Origin of the sequence: Dickeya zeae NCPPB 2538, assembly GCF_000406165.1 — a bacterium.
GTDB classification, from domain to species: Bacteria; Pseudomonadota; Gammaproteobacteria; order Enterobacterales; family Enterobacteriaceae; genus Dickeya; species Dickeya zeae.
This window is the reverse complement of sequence record NZ_CM001977.1, coordinates 460033-475770: the sequence shown is the minus strand read 5'-3', so window position 1 is coordinate 475770 and position 15738 is coordinate 460033. Positions and strand designations below refer to the sequence as shown.

Here is a 15738-nt window from a genome sequence, read left to right as displayed (position 1 = left end):
CTTAGATAGTGAATAAGCTAATATGAATTAACAGGGATTAACTAATCAGCATATTCATTATGCTGACCTCGCACTGCTTTCATATATAGCTCGTATATTGCCAGACGCACGCTACTCTCATCGTAGCTTTTTAATAACGGGTGTTCGATCTGCGGTATAGGCGCAATTTCAACCCCTGCGCCAGAAAGAAAGCATTCATCCGCAGCCAACCACTCTGATGGAAAAATATTTCGCTTATCCACATCCAGAGCGAGATATTCTTTCGTTAGAGTGATCACAAGTTCCCGCGTAATCTGTTCACCAATGGTATCAACCGATACGCCAGTATAAGGATCGATAACGTCATAGAAATTATTGCAAGGTATAACAGAAAGAGCTCTTTCATCAGCACTGACTGCCAGAATAGATGACTCCTGAGAGGCATACTTGTAGTGATAGACTTTGGTATTCCACACTTCGCTAATACTTCTCATTAACGCCGGTGTAGTCAATTCCCCAAGTGTAATAATCTGTTGGAAAGGGTTATCCGCAGGAGAAATATTTGCCTTCTTCATATGGCGGGCAATACAGAGGACGACAACGGGGATATAAAGCAGTGCCGTAATATGTAGCGCTTCTATCGGTACCATAGCCCGTTTCATGCCAACTACTGATGAACGCAGCCACATTTTTACTACACGATGCCCCAGACCGCACAAGACATCATTAATAGCTAACCCTGTTAAATGTTTTTTACAATATATAGAATAATTAATAACACAATCCAGCATTAATATTAACGATATATTCTTATTCTCGCGAAAAATAGATAACGTGAACCCACCTCGTTCAAAACGAAAATATTCTTTATATATTTTTTGAGCCTTTTTCATCAGCCCTGGTTTAAAAATAGCATACATGTCATTTCCCTTGACCAGTATGAAATGAATAGGTGAGGCAATTGTAAATATCAAATTAAAACGATAGCGTTATAATACACAAACATTATCAGTATATTAGCCATCATTAACAAATGAATTATATATTACTGAAAGAGTGGAGGATTACCCATTAGCAGAGTAATTAATTAACCAAACTGATACCAATGACGCTGGCTGCACTAATCGAAAGACCCATATTTGGGTCTTTATCTATAATAATCATGCTATTATGCAAAGCCACATCAACTCCATGATTAATCCCCCGAACCCTCAGGGCAACGCTTTTCCATTATTTTATTCCCAGCGACTGTAACAGGCCATAGGCATGTGATAAATCACTCTTTAAATCGATATCCACGACGTTCCATTCAGCGATAGCCTTCCACTTTCCCACCCCAACCTGATGATTATCATGGACAAGATAAGTAGCAACATCCTGCTGGCTATCGAACATGCCTAACACAACGAAATCGGCAGCCACCGCTCTGTCGGCAACATTTCTTCCACATACCCAACCACGAATTTCACTGATATGAAGCGGATGGTTTCGTGTAATTTCTTCTGCTTCCAATGCCACCGGTGATGACCAGTCGTAAGGCTTTTTAAATGTGAACAAAACAATATGCAGGATCATATTTCGCTTTACCGCTCCCTTAATCACTAACCGCATCCTTTATTAATTTCAGGAAACATTATGAATCATTAAAAAGGAAATGTTTTATCTATAATCGTTGAAAGGTTAACCAATAAAGGTAAGATTTCCCTCAATCAAGCCATAAAAAGAAAGAGAATCACCCTAATGAAACTCAGTCTGACGGACATTAAGATTCTTACTTTATTGCAAAAAGATGCCCGCATTACTAACCAGACATTGGCGGAAAAAATAGGTATGTCGTCCTCGCCCTGCTGGCGTAAGGTCCGCAAACTGGAAGAAGATGATGTGATTCAAGGTTATCGCGCCATACTGGACCGCCGGAAGATTGGCCTTGGTGTCATGGTGTTTGTTCGTATCACCATTGATAACCACAGCGAAGCGCAGGCATGCAAATTCGAGCGGGAAGTCACTGACCTGGAAGAGGTCGTCGCGTGCTACAGCATGGGGGGTGACTCTGATTTCTTGTTGCAGGTGGTTTCACGTGATCTGGATTCCTATGCGGAATTCGCTATGTCTGTTATCCGACGCCTGCCTGGCATCAAAGAGATGCAAAGCATGTTTGTGCTCGAAGAAATCAAACCGTTCACCACCTTTCCGATCAAAAAACCGATAAGTATCTCAGAGTGATAATGAAATAAGATTTCTGGCAGCCGGTATCGCGATACAGAAAAGCCCGGTTAAGCAGGCCAGACAGGATCGACTGTCATTAATAATAAAAACCTCTTGATCAGGTAGCCTGACCAAGAGATGCCGATGAAGCTGTAGGATGCGATACGAGCGACGGATAAAATCAACCGACTAGCGTCACTCGCGCCCCCGATAGGCGGTATTGGCTCCCATACTGCTGACGTACACATTGTGCGCCAACCCGGTTTCCTTCATTGCCTGCCAGAAATGCGCGTCTTGCGCCAGCATCGACAGGTTTTGCCACTGCAAGGCCTTTCCTGTGACCTCTTTACGCTGATACAAACCGAACCAGCCGCTAAACCCAGACACTTCAGCCACCGGGGCCAATAGCACCATGGTTGAGGACGGCTGACCGTGCACCTGCCGCATGCGATCCAGCCACCCCAGCAATTGCTGCGGCGACAACGGCTGGCCAGCATCACCGTGCAGCACACCCGCATAAAGGCAAACCGGCCGGGGTTTCAGTTCCAGAAACTCGCTTGCCGACATATCCTTACCGGTCAGGTGGTTGTCCCCCCAGCCTTGCGGCGAAAGGCGAAGCTCACCCTGCTCGACGGCGGAAAACAAATCCAACCCCAGCAACAGATAATGGTTGTCAGACACCAGGTGGTTTTCCTGCGCCAACACCGGCAACGCCAGATCGGCACCCGGCACCCACTCCGGCGTAAACGCCTCTTTAACCGAAAAGATCTTCTCAATTTGATGGATGTTTTGCCGGGCATTGAAATCACACCGGTAGAGAATATCGAAAAAGGTTTCCCCCTCAATGTCACGGGTGATCACCGACGGCGGTACCGGCATCGCCAGCCCCAATGCGCTTAGCAATTCAGGCAGATAAGTCAGTGATGCCACTTCCGCATCGGTGTTGGTGTCACGCACCCAGGATTTACGGCGATGCTGTTCTTTTACATGGTAGCCTTTCATGGTGTTCTCCCGACAGATAGATGTCTTCACACCATAATTCGGCACGGGAAAATCCCCCCGGCGGCGAATAGGGAAAAACGGGTGGGGAATGGGGAGTTACAGAGATTCACGCCTGAGTTAAGCATGTGCAGTCATAACCGAATAGGCAATGCTTTTTTAAGGCATTGCCTAAACTTCAGAGACAGAATCTACCCATGCGATAGAAGTAAACCATCAGAAACAGGTTCTTTACCGCATCTTATTCGGAAAACAAATCTCCAATTCCCTCAACCGGTTTATTGCGGGCCTCACCGGTTTCTTTCAATGCTTCCCAGAAGTTATCGTCATTTACTAATGTAGTGAGAGGCTCCCATTGCAATCCGATACCAGTCCCTTTCGCACGCTGAAACAAGCCAAACCAGCCAATAAACGCTCCCGACACTTCAACCGGTGCCAACACCACAAATGTCTCATTAGGCTTACCATACGATTGCAGTATTTTTTTAAGCCAGCCATCAAGTTGCTGTCTTGATAACAATTGCCCTTCATTACCGTGTAACACGCCAGCATATAAATAAGTAGGTTTTGGCTCACCATGCAAGAAATGGCTTGAAGTCATATCTTTGCCAGTGAGGTGGTTATTACTCCAGTCGTTATCGACACGGATCTCATTATTATCACCGACTACAGCAAACGGATCTAACCCCAGCAGCAAGTAGTCTGTTTTCTTAAAGTCATAAATATGGAACTCTCTAGCCTTAACAGGCAATGCCAAGTCACAGCCTGAAACCGGCTTTGGCTCAAACGCACAGGGCTGGGAATCGTTTAAACTAACAGGTTTATCCTGAGCGCTGAAATCACACCGATAACGAATATCAAAGTAGGTCTCACCATTAACTAACGATGTTATCAATGATGATGGAGTATTCATGAAAAAATCTAACGAAGTCAGCAACTCCGGAAAATATTTTATTGATGTTGCTTCTGCATCGGAATGCTCATCTCGAACCCACGTTTTCCCCTTAAAATAAAAGCCTTTAATGTACATGGTCAATCTCCCGTATGTGGTGTAGAGACACATACCTTAATCCGATACAGTCAAATAACCTCGGTTGCAAATAGGGAAAAATGAGTGGGGAATGGGGAGTTAAGCAGGAGTGTTCTGGTTATTACCTACACCATACCACCGCCATAGCAGAACTCCTTATTCTCATATTGAATACAGGAAACCGATTAGGTTATTCACTTGAAGCAGGGCTGATCCTTCACTGTATACAATCTAATAATCAAAATAGACTTATCGATTGACAAAAATATATACTTTATACTTTAACTTAGGCTTGATTCGATTAAAACAATGATGCATTATGATAGCTGCAGCACTATAATCAAAAATAATTGAAAAATCAGAACATGTGACTAAATAAATGGGTAAGACCCGTTCATTTTTAATCCCAAAATCTCTGAGCCGTGTACTTGATGATCTTGAAAAAGAATTTGGAAAAAGAGAGATAAATTTCGATATGAAAGGCTCATTCTATGATCTACTCGTTACGGAATGTACTTCCCCTATGGAGCTCGTTACTGGAGCACGGAAGAAAAAGTTCACGATATTCAGTGATGCAGGAAAACTGTATGTACTTAACTCAAAAGGAAACACACGTTTTCTCGAAGAAAAAGCGACTAACGAGTTTTTTGAATTATTTAAAAAAATAGGTAGCACTTCACCTAATGCATATAATCATATCACCTTCAACGCTTCTTACTTCCTTGCTGCAATTCAGGAACTCATACGCAGAGGAAATCTTTAATAGAGGTGGCTATTGCCACCTCTATTAAAGAATAAGCCCATCATGCTATTCCCGGCATACACTCGATGCGTTCAGGTTTCACTATCCCCGAAAAATTAAAGTCCCAGCCAAAAGCACCCTAGGTAATTTTCCAGTAATACATGGTGGAACATATCTATGAATGATTCTGATTACACTTAGAAAGAGCAGTATGACCCATGATTTAGATAAAGTATGCCGGAAAGCCAGTACGTTCAGCAATGGAGTTTAGCTCGTTTTGCGCCCCTCGTTCCAAAACGCGCCGCAACTATACTGTAAATTCATCCAGCCTCTTTTACCCGATTAGCGGCTGGCATAGAGTGTCTGTGCTGCGGCAACATCCGCAGCCGGGCGTGGAACCCCGAATATCTGGAACTGGAAAACACTTTGTTTTTTCAGGGGCTGCGTGCACACTCTTTATCCGTGGCTCAGGCAGGGCAACCGCAAGGTTGGCCGGTCGCTAGATCCGGTGTTCCAACCCTGTCTGGGCCACATCTTTAGCTTGGAACCTGAAGGTGTGGCGACATAAACATCTAGCAATGGAAGACTTAATCATGACGGACAACCACACCACTCCCACTGACAGCAGTATCACTCTTTTCCGCGAGCTGATCGCCAGCCTGCCACTCCACCAGCTTGATGAAGTGCAGCTCTGTGACCTTGGCGCTATCGCTGCGGAATCCGTTTCCGGGTTGTGCCACGGGCTGAGTGAACTTGGCGACCGGCTGCAAGACGGTGCTGACATCAGCCCCGAACAGCGTTATCAGTTGGGCGCCAGCCTGAATGCCGCCGCGCACCTGATCCCGGCACTGCTGGAAATCTGTGAACAGGCGGAACGCCACGCCCACGCGCTGCCGCAGGCAAAAGAACCTGTCCCGCTCTACGCGGTGTAACAACATGTCACGCGTAACGTCGCAGCGCATCTGCTGCCCTGCGTGATGCAACGGCTCTGGCATCCAACAAGCGCCATGCCGGGCCGTTTACCTTAATCGCTTACTCTGATACAGCGGTGCATCGGAACATCACCGCTGTTATTGGCAGGGCACATAACGGGTTGTGAGCCGTTGTTTGGGGTTATCAGGCGGCCATTCAGGCCATTTCCCCATCAAACTTACCGGCGTGGTAATCCGCTATCGCTTGCTGGATCTCTTCACGCGTGTTCATCACGAACGGCCCGTAAGAGACGACAGGTTCCTCTATCGGCTCCGCATACCCAAACAGCAGCACCGCCCCTTCTGTCGCGTTGATGACAACGGCATCACCATCATCATGCATTTCCACCAAATTCCACGGTGAAACCGGGGTTCCGGCGATGTTCACCGCACCGCGCACCACGTATAAGAACACGTTGTTTCCCTGTGGCGCAGGTAACGCGACCTCCGCCCCCGCATTCAAGTGCACCACCGACATAAACACCCCGGTCAGCGAGGGGATAGGGCCCGTCACCCCGGCATACACCCCGGAAATCAACTGCATATCTCCCTGCCCTGATGCCAGCGGCACACGGGGAATCTCGTCCCGTTGCAGCCCGATATAACGGGGTGAGGTCATTTTCAGGCGAGCGGGCAAATTCACCCACAGTTGCAGGATCTCCATCGCACCGCCCTGACGTTTGAAGTCATCCGGCGACAGTTCCGAGTGAACCAGCCCGGAACCGGCCGTCATCCACTGCACGCCACCCGCGTTGATGATGCTTTCATGCCCGCCGCTGTCGCGGTGCGCTAAGCACCCTTCCAGAATAAAAGTGACGGTTTCAAACCCTCGGTGAGGATGCGGCCCGAACGGTAACCCCTGGTTATTGGGGGAATACACTTGTGGACCGTGGTGATTCAAAAACAAAAAAGGATCCACCTGCGGTACGCCCGGGCCGGGCACCGGACGGCGGGTTATCAGGTCGGCGATGTCATCCCGATAGGCCGCATGACAGGCTGAGACAGTACGCATAATTTCCTCTCTACATTGATTCGATAATGGCAACGCTCCCCTGTGGGCCGCAATATGGCAGGGTGAGCGACAGCACCGCACCGGGTAACCTTACCTGAAATCACATTTTTGTGCTGTGGACGCCTTTTTTAACCATCCGCAGATGTTAGCGTTTAGGCGTAACCCCCTTCCCACTCTACCGAGTCAGACCGAGGCGTTGATGCTGGAGAATGTCATCATCCGATAATCAGCCTACCGGCCATTGCAGGCTCGGCTGATTATCGCAGTGCTACAACGTGACGCAGACACCTGCGGGTGTTGGCGTACTTTTGCCGATGATGAGTAACAGGTTGCCAGTATGCATTTATCCCGTCACGAACAACGCGCCTTACACGTTCGCCCAACCCGATAACCGCTAAGGTACAGGTAATATTATGTCTATAACGACGCCATTAACTACTCCGTTTACCGATAGCTATGACAGCGCTTTTCTTCTGGACACCATGATGGGGCCAAATGCCATGCGCATTACGGAAGAAATGGCCGCACAGCTCCCCATCACCCCCGGCATGCGCATCCTTGATTTGGGTTGTGGGAAAGGCATTTCATCCATCCTGCTGGCGAAAAAGTACGATGTCACGGTGTTTGCCGCCGATTTATGGATAACCCCGACCGAAAACGCCAGGCGCTTCGCGAGTCAGGGGGTTGATTCCCACATCATTCCGCTGCTGTTGGACGTCACAAAGGAGATCCCCTTCGCGCAGGAATACTTTGACATGATCATCAGCGTCGATGCCTGGCAATACTTCGGCAGTAACGACAGTATGCTGGCGAAAATGCTGCCGTTTGTGAAACCCAACGGGCTGATTGCGGTGGCGGTTCCCGGATTTATACAAGACTACTCGGAAGGGAACCTGCCCGAGGTCGTCAAACCATTCTGGACACCGGACTGGTACTTCTATTCCTGCCACTGGTGGAGAACGCTCTGGGAAAAAGAACCCGGCATAGAAATTCTCCAGCTACGTGAAATGGACTCATGCCAGCAGGCCTGGGATGACTTTATGCCATGCACGCTGGCTCAGGAAATGATGGTTCCTATTATGGAAGCCGGAGCGGGGGCGTATTTCAACATGATTCAAATCGTGGGACGAAAAGTATGAGCAGGCGGGCTAGCCTGACCGGTTGACCCGGCGGGCTATTGGGACATAGAGCCAGGCGTTAAGGTGTTGTCACGCCTGGCTCTGATTACCATTACAGCCCTGATTTTTCAGCCGGTTATTCACTCAGCCATCACCGCCTGATCACGCCCCTGACGCTTGGCCTGATACAGCGCCTTGTCGGCACGTTGTACCAGATGGTCGATACTTTCACCGGGATTAGATTCCGCGACACCGCAACTGATGGTCAGGTTAATCACCTGATGGCGATGCGACACCAGCGCAAAGTGAACGGCCTGACGAATCTTCTCGGCGACGCGATGAGCCTGATGCAGCGAACAATCGCCCAGCAGCAGCACGAACTCTTCGCCCCCCCAGCGGCAGGCGGAATCTGTTTTACGAATCGCCCGCTGGATCAATCGTGCAGTTCTCACCAACACCCGATCACCGATGTGATGCCCGTACTGATCGTTAATTTTCTTAAAAAAGTCCAGGTCGATCAGAATGATCGAGAACGTACGTTGCTGCGCCGATTGTTTCATCCGCAAGGTCCGAAAAATGTATTCGAACGCTTGTCGGTTCATCAGGCCGGTCAGTTTATCGGTGGTGGCCATCAGCTCAAGCCGCCGCTGGTATGCACCGATAGTCAGCCAGATCAGCAACAACATGGCGATGCTGGCCGTAATACTGATACCGGTATTTTTCAGTAGCGTGATCCACAGTTGTCGGTCATGCGGCCCGCTGTTCTGCTCCACCATCAGCTTCCAGCCGAACTCCGGAATAACGCGGGTGTTCAAAAAGATATTTTCACCATTCAACGAGTAGCGATAGCTGCCGCCCGGCGAGGTCAGCACCTGGGTTGCCAGCGACTGTAACCCCGGCTGTTGGTGAATATTCGACGCACGATGAAACGCCTTGCTGTGCAACATCACATCGCCATCTTCATCAATAAGGTAGATGGTGCGGTTATAGCGCTGTTCGTAGGTTTCGATCAATTGGGTAACCCGCTGCACCGGCAAGCCCACACCGGTCACCCCAATAAAGTTACCGCTATAATCAAACACCTTATAATTGATAAAAATATCCATCCGGGTGCGATTTTCTGGATCGACACCGATCTCAATATCGTAAGGGTCGCCATCCTTTTCATCCCTGATATCAAAAAACCACTTATCTTCAGGAGACGTTTCTAAAAGCGTATGACTTATCTTCTCTGGGTCGTAATAGCGGTGGGTATTATTGGAAACGAAAAAGGACACCACCGTATTAAAACGCCGATCGATCTCCCGAAGATAGCGAGTCATCGCCTGCGGATCCGTTTCATTGGACAGCACCCAGTCTTTCACGAAGGTGTCGTGCGCCATCAGCGATGAAATAAAAATGGGATTAAGCAGGTCGCGCTGAATTTCGGAATAGACATTATCACTGGTCAGCGGCAGCGAGCTTTCTGAAATCTCATCGAACAGCGAATGGCGCGCCACCTGATAACTGCTCCAACTGATCACCAAAAATGCGCTCAGCAACATGCAGGAAAACAGGATCGCCGCCCGTTTTTTGTTCATCCAATAGGTCTGGGAAGTGTGAGAAGGAGACAACACGGTTCCTCTGGCTGACGCCCGCCGGCCCATCGCCGGAAGCTACGAATACAAAGTGCCGACATGGTAATGAAGTTAGTCCATAACGCAAACCACTGCATGCTATCTGCGGGGGATTTTTGGTGGGGTTGGTCAGATTGTTTCGCGGCAGACATTCTTGACGGTATGTCCGGCTTCAACAGACTTCAGAACGGCGATGATCTAGTGCTCAGTAAATCGTACCTTGCGCATAGCGATCCCCTCAGAGGGACATAGCCAGTATGTCGGAAAATCTATAAAAGTGAATGGCTCGGTTTGCAGGGATACTTACAATGTCACTGGCCGGGTTAGAGTCAATATAATCGTTCTGCACGGCATAGCGCATAATCGCCGTAACACGCTGTTGCAGGCGTTGTGCTACATCATGCTTGCCGCTGGCATCCACCGCTTTTATCGGCGCTAACAGATGGCTGGTTTTGAGTTTACGGATATCTGCCGTGCCAATATGTGGAAAAATGTACAGTTCAAGATAACGCATCACCCGTGCGCGGTGATAATCGCCCCAGCGCTTGTTGCTGGCGTGCCACTGCCGGGCGATACTCTCAAAGGTATACGCCCCCGCAGTTTCAGCCTGTGCCTCTTTTTGTCCAGCCTTTGGGTCAATACCTTGCACCAGCAGCTTTTTAGCTTCATCACGTTTAGCGCGAGCATCCGCCAGGGTGACTGTCGGCCAAACACCAAAAGCCAGCCGGTCTTCTTTCCTGTCATCTGGACGCCGATACTTCATGCGCCAGTATTTTGAACCGCGTGGGGTAATCTCAAGGTATAAGCCGCCCCCATCCGCCATCTTGTAGGTTTTCTCTTTGGGCTTGGCAGTCTCGACCTGACGGGCATTGAGCTTCATTTTGGGGGCACATATCTTATCAAAGTGGAGATGCCCCCGATTATGCCCCCCAACAACCGCTGGATTACAACGGATGCAAAAAGACCACTGTGGAAAAAACGCACAATCCACACAGGCAATAAAATTAGATTAAATCTTTATTTAACAATGATATATGGAATTTAGTAGACGATGACGGACAAAAAAAGCCACCCAAAGGTGGCTTGATTTTTGAATTTTGGTGCGAAGGCCGGACTCGGGATAACCTTTTAATTTATTGATTTTAAAAAAATTTATTTTACACATGGTTTTATTGACCACCATTTTGACCCCAAAATACATATTTTTACCTATCCACCTGCCAAGCTCGACATTGGTGATTGATTGTGTCCATCCCTATGCAACCAAGAGTCAGACCTGAGAAACGGACACATTAATACAAGACACGATTTAAAACTTATGAGGTATAAAATATATGTACATTATATTATCGATAAGCATCTATAATAATTCCATTTTTTCGGCAATAATTTTCCAGAGCAATTTCAATTTCATTTTTTACGAGCTCGGGCAAATCATCTTTTTGCCAAGAGTTCCCCAACAGCCATTTAACACATTCAGATTTTTCAAAATTCTCATCAGGAATAAGCTCTGATAACATAACAGATGCTGTTCTAGACATACCGAGTCCCATTAGGGAGATTTGTGTTTTTTGATTAACACCAAGTTCAAGGTATACAGTAATATCTATAACCTCATTCTTCAGATCAACCCTACCGATGCTATCAAAATAAGCAACCAAGAGATCATTATAACAGGACAACAACCTTGGTGCTTGATATCTAGCAATTTCTTCGACATCCTTCATGACTTCCCTAATGAGAGATGCTTCATTGATTGATGTTTTTTTATTTTTTTCAAACTTGATTCTATCAGTAATTAATCTGGCTAGCTGGAATCCTCTGACCCACCTTACAACCAATAGAGCTCTAACATATGCTTGTTTGGAAGTGAAACCTAATTTTGTACTTAAATTATCTGATATTCTAGTAAAAGCAGCCACATAGGAAGATAACGCGTCATCGCTACTTGGGTCAGCAAGCAACAATCTTTCAGGTTTTTTTTGGGGATCAGAAGAGAAACGATTATATAACTCTTGCATAAGTAAAGGACTTATACCTGGGTTACGAATTATCACCTCAAGAGGAAATGTTAGTGTACCAATCACATCTATTATTATTTCCTCTAAATCTTCCAAGTCCATCCTAGGAATTCTTTTCAAATAGGGGCTGGAAGCTAAAGAACCATACTTTATTTGTGACATAACTAAATAACTAAATACATGTTCCAACTCAGGAGTATTCATTGAGATGGTTAAATGGTTATCAGAATATATATAACCAACTATACTTGATATGTCATTTGATATTTTATCTATCGTTCTACTTATTTTTATACCAGATTTGTTCTTTGGAGGCTCTCCATTGAGCCAAAGATTTTCTATATTAGAATCCACGCATATAACATTCCCTTGGAACTCTTTTCCCCATCGACCAGCTCTACCAGCTAAATTCCAAAAATCTTCTGTACTCATAAGAGTTCTATTACCTTTTTTGGGTCCTCTTATGAAAATATTTTTGCAAGACATATTTACACCCTCTACGAGAGTAGAGGTACAGATTAAGTATCTTATTTTATTTTTGCTAAATAATCTTTCTATCTCTGTCTTTACTAACAAAGGCATATTTCCATAGTGAAACGCGACACCTCGAGAAAGAGTTTTATTCAACTTAAAATTTTTATGTATGGTTTTTTCGCAAAGTTCAATTAGGCGAGATATTTCATCATCAGTCTTATCTGAATCATCAAGCATATTATAAATCTGAGTTGCAGTTTTCTCTGCCTCTGCTGCACCATTAACGTAGATAATATTCCCCGGCCCTCCATTTGACAATGCCATTGCTACAAATGGAAGTCTTTTACTTTCTGATGAGGGTGAATTTTTTAAGGAAAATTCACCCACGGAGACTAACTCGTCCTGAAAACACAACCCCATATTCCATTCTTTTGGCTTTCTTGGTTTTTGTGTTACCCAAATTAAATTTTGATTTACCGTAATGTCTGAACTTCTTAGAGACTTGCTGCTTTTATTAAAGGGTACGTCTTCCAATAACACTTCTGGATTTGCAGTAAACGGACTAGCGAATATTACTTGCACATCCCGATTATTCTCAGTGACACTTTCTATAACTTGTTGTAAAAAAACGCCTCGATAACCATCTCCGATCTTATGTGCTTCATCCACGATGAGCACATCTATTTTGGGTGGTGATGTAAAAGAGTTAAGAAAGATATGTAACCTTTCCTGAGTAAAAACTAAAGCATTTGGTTTACCCTCAATATATGAGGAATTCAAAGGCATGGACGCAACATTTACACTACCATTTCCTAAGGGGTCTAAACGACTAATAAGGTCATTCTCTACCTCAGATATCAGTGCTCTAGTAGGAACTAAATAAATAACGAGATTGTTTTTATAATTAATTAAATATTCTTGAATCCAAATTTCAAGTATAAATGATTTACCTACTGACGTAGGAGCAGAAACGCTGATCCAAGAATTTTCAATAGCACTATCCCAAAATTCACTTTGAAACTTATTTGCAATGATTTTACTTTCATCAGATAAATTTATCGTATGCAATATTCTTCTTTTTGTAGATTCTAATTGAGCGCTAAGTGGAATTCTTTGCTCATAGCCACTATCTAGCATATTTCTTTTTTCTGCCAGCCTAATAGTTGCATTATTAACTAAAGCATCTAATATTAATGCAGCCCCATCTTTTTTATTCTTAGGAACTTCACTCTGTAAGCAGTATTGTGCAATTCTTAAAGCAGCCTCTTGACATTTATTTTCATTCGAATAAGCCAATAAACTCGCACATGTAAGCATGTAACTTATATCTATCTCTCCTTCTTCCTCTCCATTTTTCCTAACAGAATCAAACTGAGATCTTACCGAGTCCATTGTTAACTCTCTCAGTTTTTTCTTAAACCCCTTATTTTCAATTAACCACTGAGGTAATTCTTTCATTGACATTAGTTTACCCCTAAAGCAGCCTTAAACGACGATCTGAAATTATCAACCGATGGAAATGGTATTAAAAAAACATGCAATGAAAATTTTTCAATTCTTTCTTCAGAGACTCTTTTTTTTACTGTCCCTTGCCAACTTTCCAACTCTTCAGACAAAATACTCTTAACCTGTTCAATATTTAATTCATTTGCTTCTTTAGGATATTTATCAGAATCAAATCCTACTAAACATAATCCTCTGAATTCAACTGAATTAAAATTTGGGCTATCAGGATCAAGATATCTTTTTAGTGCATTTTCAAGAGCGGGGTCTTCTACATTCATAAACTGACCTAACAATTGTAAATCTCGTTCCTCTGGGCTTCCAATCCCTCCAGTCCCCAACAATAATGGGGCAATACTTTTCATGCACTCATAAACACCATTGCTAACACTTGAAAACAACTTAGACTCGCCCCAATATAAACAAAGCCTCTCTTTATCTTTATCTACACCAACATGTAAGCCATCTGCACCGTGATAATGCATTTGCGTGCTTGTTTTGAGATTCATCTTACAAATTAGTTGTGGTAATCTTAAAAAACGTTCAGCCAAGATAAATAAAATTAACTCGCCACCCTCACCACTTTTTGCAAGTCGGCTAAATAGCCCCATAGCTTCAATAAGTAATTGTACAGTTTTTACAGTAGAGCCTGTCTCACTCTGAAACGCCATTGCCTCTAAAATTCTTTTTCTTGGAATCGTATAATCGACAAGATGACATATAAGGTGCTTTACTAATGCATCAACTCTAGGCCGACCATTTCCATCGAGATTTATGCAATGAAAATGACATGTGGCAGCAGTTTCAGCAACAGAGACACCTGTATCAACAACATGAAAAAATGCGTTCAAACTAGTGTCGTCACCTCGAACGAGTTCCTCTAAAGCTGAGCATAACAAATCCATTTCACCCTCGAAGTTTATGTGTAAAAAATATAATTACAATACTAATTATTCGCATTAAATTAATAACAGCTAAATCTATGCGGAAATTTTTCTAAAAGGCTCACCAAAAACTCTTGTGCTTAAAATTTTTACGAGGAAGTCTAATGATACTGCAAAAATTTATATACTTGAGAACATATAGTTAAAATTTTTTATTCTTCTACGAAGATATTTTTATAGGTCAACATAACTACTACTGCTTATAACTCAATCAAACCAACACCTTCAACCCATGCTTCTGCACGACTGTAAGCAGTTTCAGCGATAACCCGCAGGGGCGTTTTGCGCCGCTTTCCCATTTCTGCACTGTCGAAACACTGGTGTTCAGGTAACGGGCGAAAACTGGCTGACTGACGTTTAACTTCTCACGCAGCGCTTTAATTTCCAGAGGCTGAAGAGACTCGACACTATTAAGGCACGCGTTGTCAAAATTGCGCATCGTTTCTTGTGGGATAGCATCAACGCTGAATAAGCCAGACGCGGCACTGTGAATGGCCTCAAATGCCGGGCTTTTGAATTTACTTTTTGCAGTCATGGCAAATCTCCCCCCGTTCTTTATGCTTAATAGTGCCGTAACCTTTTCATCGGCAAGGGCAGCATGGCTTTCCCCTGAGTCACCGCCTCAATGGCCTGACATAACTCACTATCCTTGATAGCGTGGGATTTAGCCGCCTTAGTAAACCATTTGGTTTTGAATACACGAATCAGGTCAGTATTCCATCCCTTAACTATAGCACCAAGTGCTAGGTTACTCCCTTTTGATTAATATTCAAACTACTTGAAGTCTGCAAAATTCTGTCGTAATTTTATCCGCGTAATCCGTTGTCTTAGACAACTGCCAATGTTTTCAGTGTCAGGATGATACGAGTGACCTGAGAGAAACGCCTTCGGGTGGTCACCCCTTCAATGCTGTACGGTTCCAGTATCTGGTGTGTGTGATTGTAGTGAACTGTATGGCCCTTTCTTCAGAGCCAGGGAAAAAATGCCATCGTAGCCTGAAAGATGGCGCTATTACCGTAGCGGTACCTCCGTTAATCCTTTGAGAACGGAGATCACCACGCTATATGATGGTGATAAAGGAATATTAACTTTACACAAAAGCCAGAATGGCTTGTTTTTACTTG

Annotated in this window: 13 protein-coding genes and 2 pseudogenes; 4 read left to right on the top strand and 11 right to left on the bottom strand. The window is 44.8% G+C overall.

What is annotated here, in order from left to right:
- Positions 1 to 41: 41 nt before the first annotated feature.
- Positions 42 to 899 carry a hypothetical protein gene (locus DZE2538_RS02165; RefSeq protein ID WP_038915471.1) on the bottom strand — a complete coding sequence of 286 codons (858 nt, stop codon included), beginning with the start codon at positions 897 to 899 and terminating at the stop codon, positions 42 to 44.
- A 310-nt stretch (positions 900 to 1209) separates the two neighbouring features.
- Positions 1210 to 1590 (bottom strand): Dabb family protein, encoded by a 381-nt coding sequence (locus DZE2538_RS02160; RefSeq protein WP_236616989.1) that lies wholly within the window; start codon positions 1588 to 1590, stop codon positions 1210 to 1212.
- Positions 1591 to 1719: 129 nt separating this feature from the next.
- Here DZE2538_RS02160 and DZE2538_RS02155 point away from each other — a divergent pair, with 129 nt between their 5' ends.
- Positions 1720 to 2202, top strand: a complete 483-nt coding sequence (locus tag DZE2538_RS02155) for an Lrp/AsnC family transcriptional regulator (protein ID WP_019843664.1) — start codon at positions 1720 to 1722, stop codon at positions 2200 to 2202.
- A 177-nt stretch (positions 2203 to 2379) separates the two neighbouring features.
- Here DZE2538_RS02155 and DZE2538_RS02150 read toward each other — a convergent pair whose 3' ends face one another.
- Entirely contained in the window at positions 2380 to 3186 is an 807-nt protein-coding gene (locus DZE2538_RS02150; RefSeq protein ID WP_038915470.1) for a hypothetical protein, read from the bottom strand.
- A 238-nt stretch (positions 3187 to 3424) separates the two neighbouring features.
- Positions 3425 to 4213 (bottom strand): hypothetical protein, encoded by a 789-nt coding sequence (locus DZE2538_RS02145; RefSeq protein WP_080638938.1) that lies wholly within the window; start codon positions 4211 to 4213, stop codon positions 3425 to 3427.
- A gap of 379 nt (positions 4214 to 4592) precedes the next feature.
- Between DZE2538_RS02145 and DZE2538_RS02140 the strand changes: the two genes are divergently transcribed.
- Positions 4593 to 4976 (top strand): hypothetical protein, encoded by a 384-nt coding sequence (locus tag DZE2538_RS02140; RefSeq protein WP_019843661.1) that lies wholly within the window; start codon positions 4593 to 4595, stop codon positions 4974 to 4976.
- A 572-nt stretch (positions 4977 to 5548) separates the two neighbouring features.
- Positions 5549 to 5887 (top strand): hypothetical protein, encoded by a 339-nt coding sequence (locus DZE2538_RS02135; RefSeq protein ID WP_038915469.1) that lies wholly within the window; start codon positions 5549 to 5551, stop codon positions 5885 to 5887.
- Between the two features lie 196 nt (positions 5888 to 6083).
- Here the strand turns inward: DZE2538_RS02135 and DZE2538_RS02130 are convergent, their stop codons facing one another.
- Positions 6084 to 6938 (bottom strand): pirin family protein, encoded by an 855-nt coding sequence (locus DZE2538_RS02130; RefSeq protein ID WP_038915468.1) that lies wholly within the window; start codon positions 6936 to 6938, stop codon positions 6084 to 6086.
- Between the two features lie 413 nt (positions 6939 to 7351).
- Between DZE2538_RS02130 and DZE2538_RS02125 the strand changes: the two genes are divergently transcribed.
- Positions 7352 to 8077 (top strand): SAM-dependent methyltransferase, encoded by a 726-nt coding sequence (locus DZE2538_RS02125; RefSeq protein ID WP_038912973.1) that lies wholly within the window; start codon positions 7352 to 7354, stop codon positions 8075 to 8077.
- A gap of 119 nt (positions 8078 to 8196) precedes the next feature.
- On the opposite strand, the gene DZE2538_RS02120 is transcribed toward DZE2538_RS02125, so the two are convergent.
- The 6 genes and pseudogenes from DZE2538_RS02120 to DZE2538_RS20095 form a co-directional block, all read right to left on the bottom strand.
- Entirely contained in the window at positions 8197 to 9636 is a 1440-nt protein-coding gene (locus tag DZE2538_RS02120; protein WP_033581181.1) for a sensor domain-containing diguanylate cyclase, read from the bottom strand.
- 286 nt (positions 9637 to 9922) lie between these two features.
- A pseudogene (locus DZE2538_RS02115) lies at positions 9923 to 10552 on the bottom strand (tyrosine-type recombinase/integrase); the annotation flags it as partial.
- Positions 10553 to 11018: 466 nt separating this feature from the next.
- Positions 11019 to 13631, bottom strand: a complete 2613-nt coding sequence (locus DZE2538_RS02110) for a DEAD/DEAH box helicase (protein ID WP_038915467.1) — start codon at positions 13629 to 13631, stop codon at positions 11019 to 11021.
- The gene (locus tag DZE2538_RS02105) at positions 13631 to 14575 is read right to left on the bottom strand and encodes a HamA C-terminal domain-containing protein (protein WP_038915466.1); all 945 of its coding nucleotides are present in this window, start codon (positions 14573 to 14575) and stop codon (positions 13631 to 13633) included. The genes DZE2538_RS02110 and DZE2538_RS02105 overlap by 1 nt, the downstream gene beginning before the upstream one ends.
- Positions 14576 to 14825: 250 nt before the next feature.
- Positions 14826 to 15149, bottom strand: a complete 324-nt coding sequence (locus tag DZE2538_RS02100) for a helix-turn-helix domain-containing protein (protein WP_038915465.1) — start codon at positions 15147 to 15149, stop codon at positions 14826 to 14828.
- A gap of 65 nt (positions 15150 to 15214) precedes the next feature.
- Positions 15215 to 15319: pseudogene (locus DZE2538_RS20095) on the bottom strand (type II toxin-antitoxin system RelE/ParE family toxin); the annotation flags it as partial.
- Between the last annotated feature and the right edge of the window lie 419 nt (positions 15320 to 15738).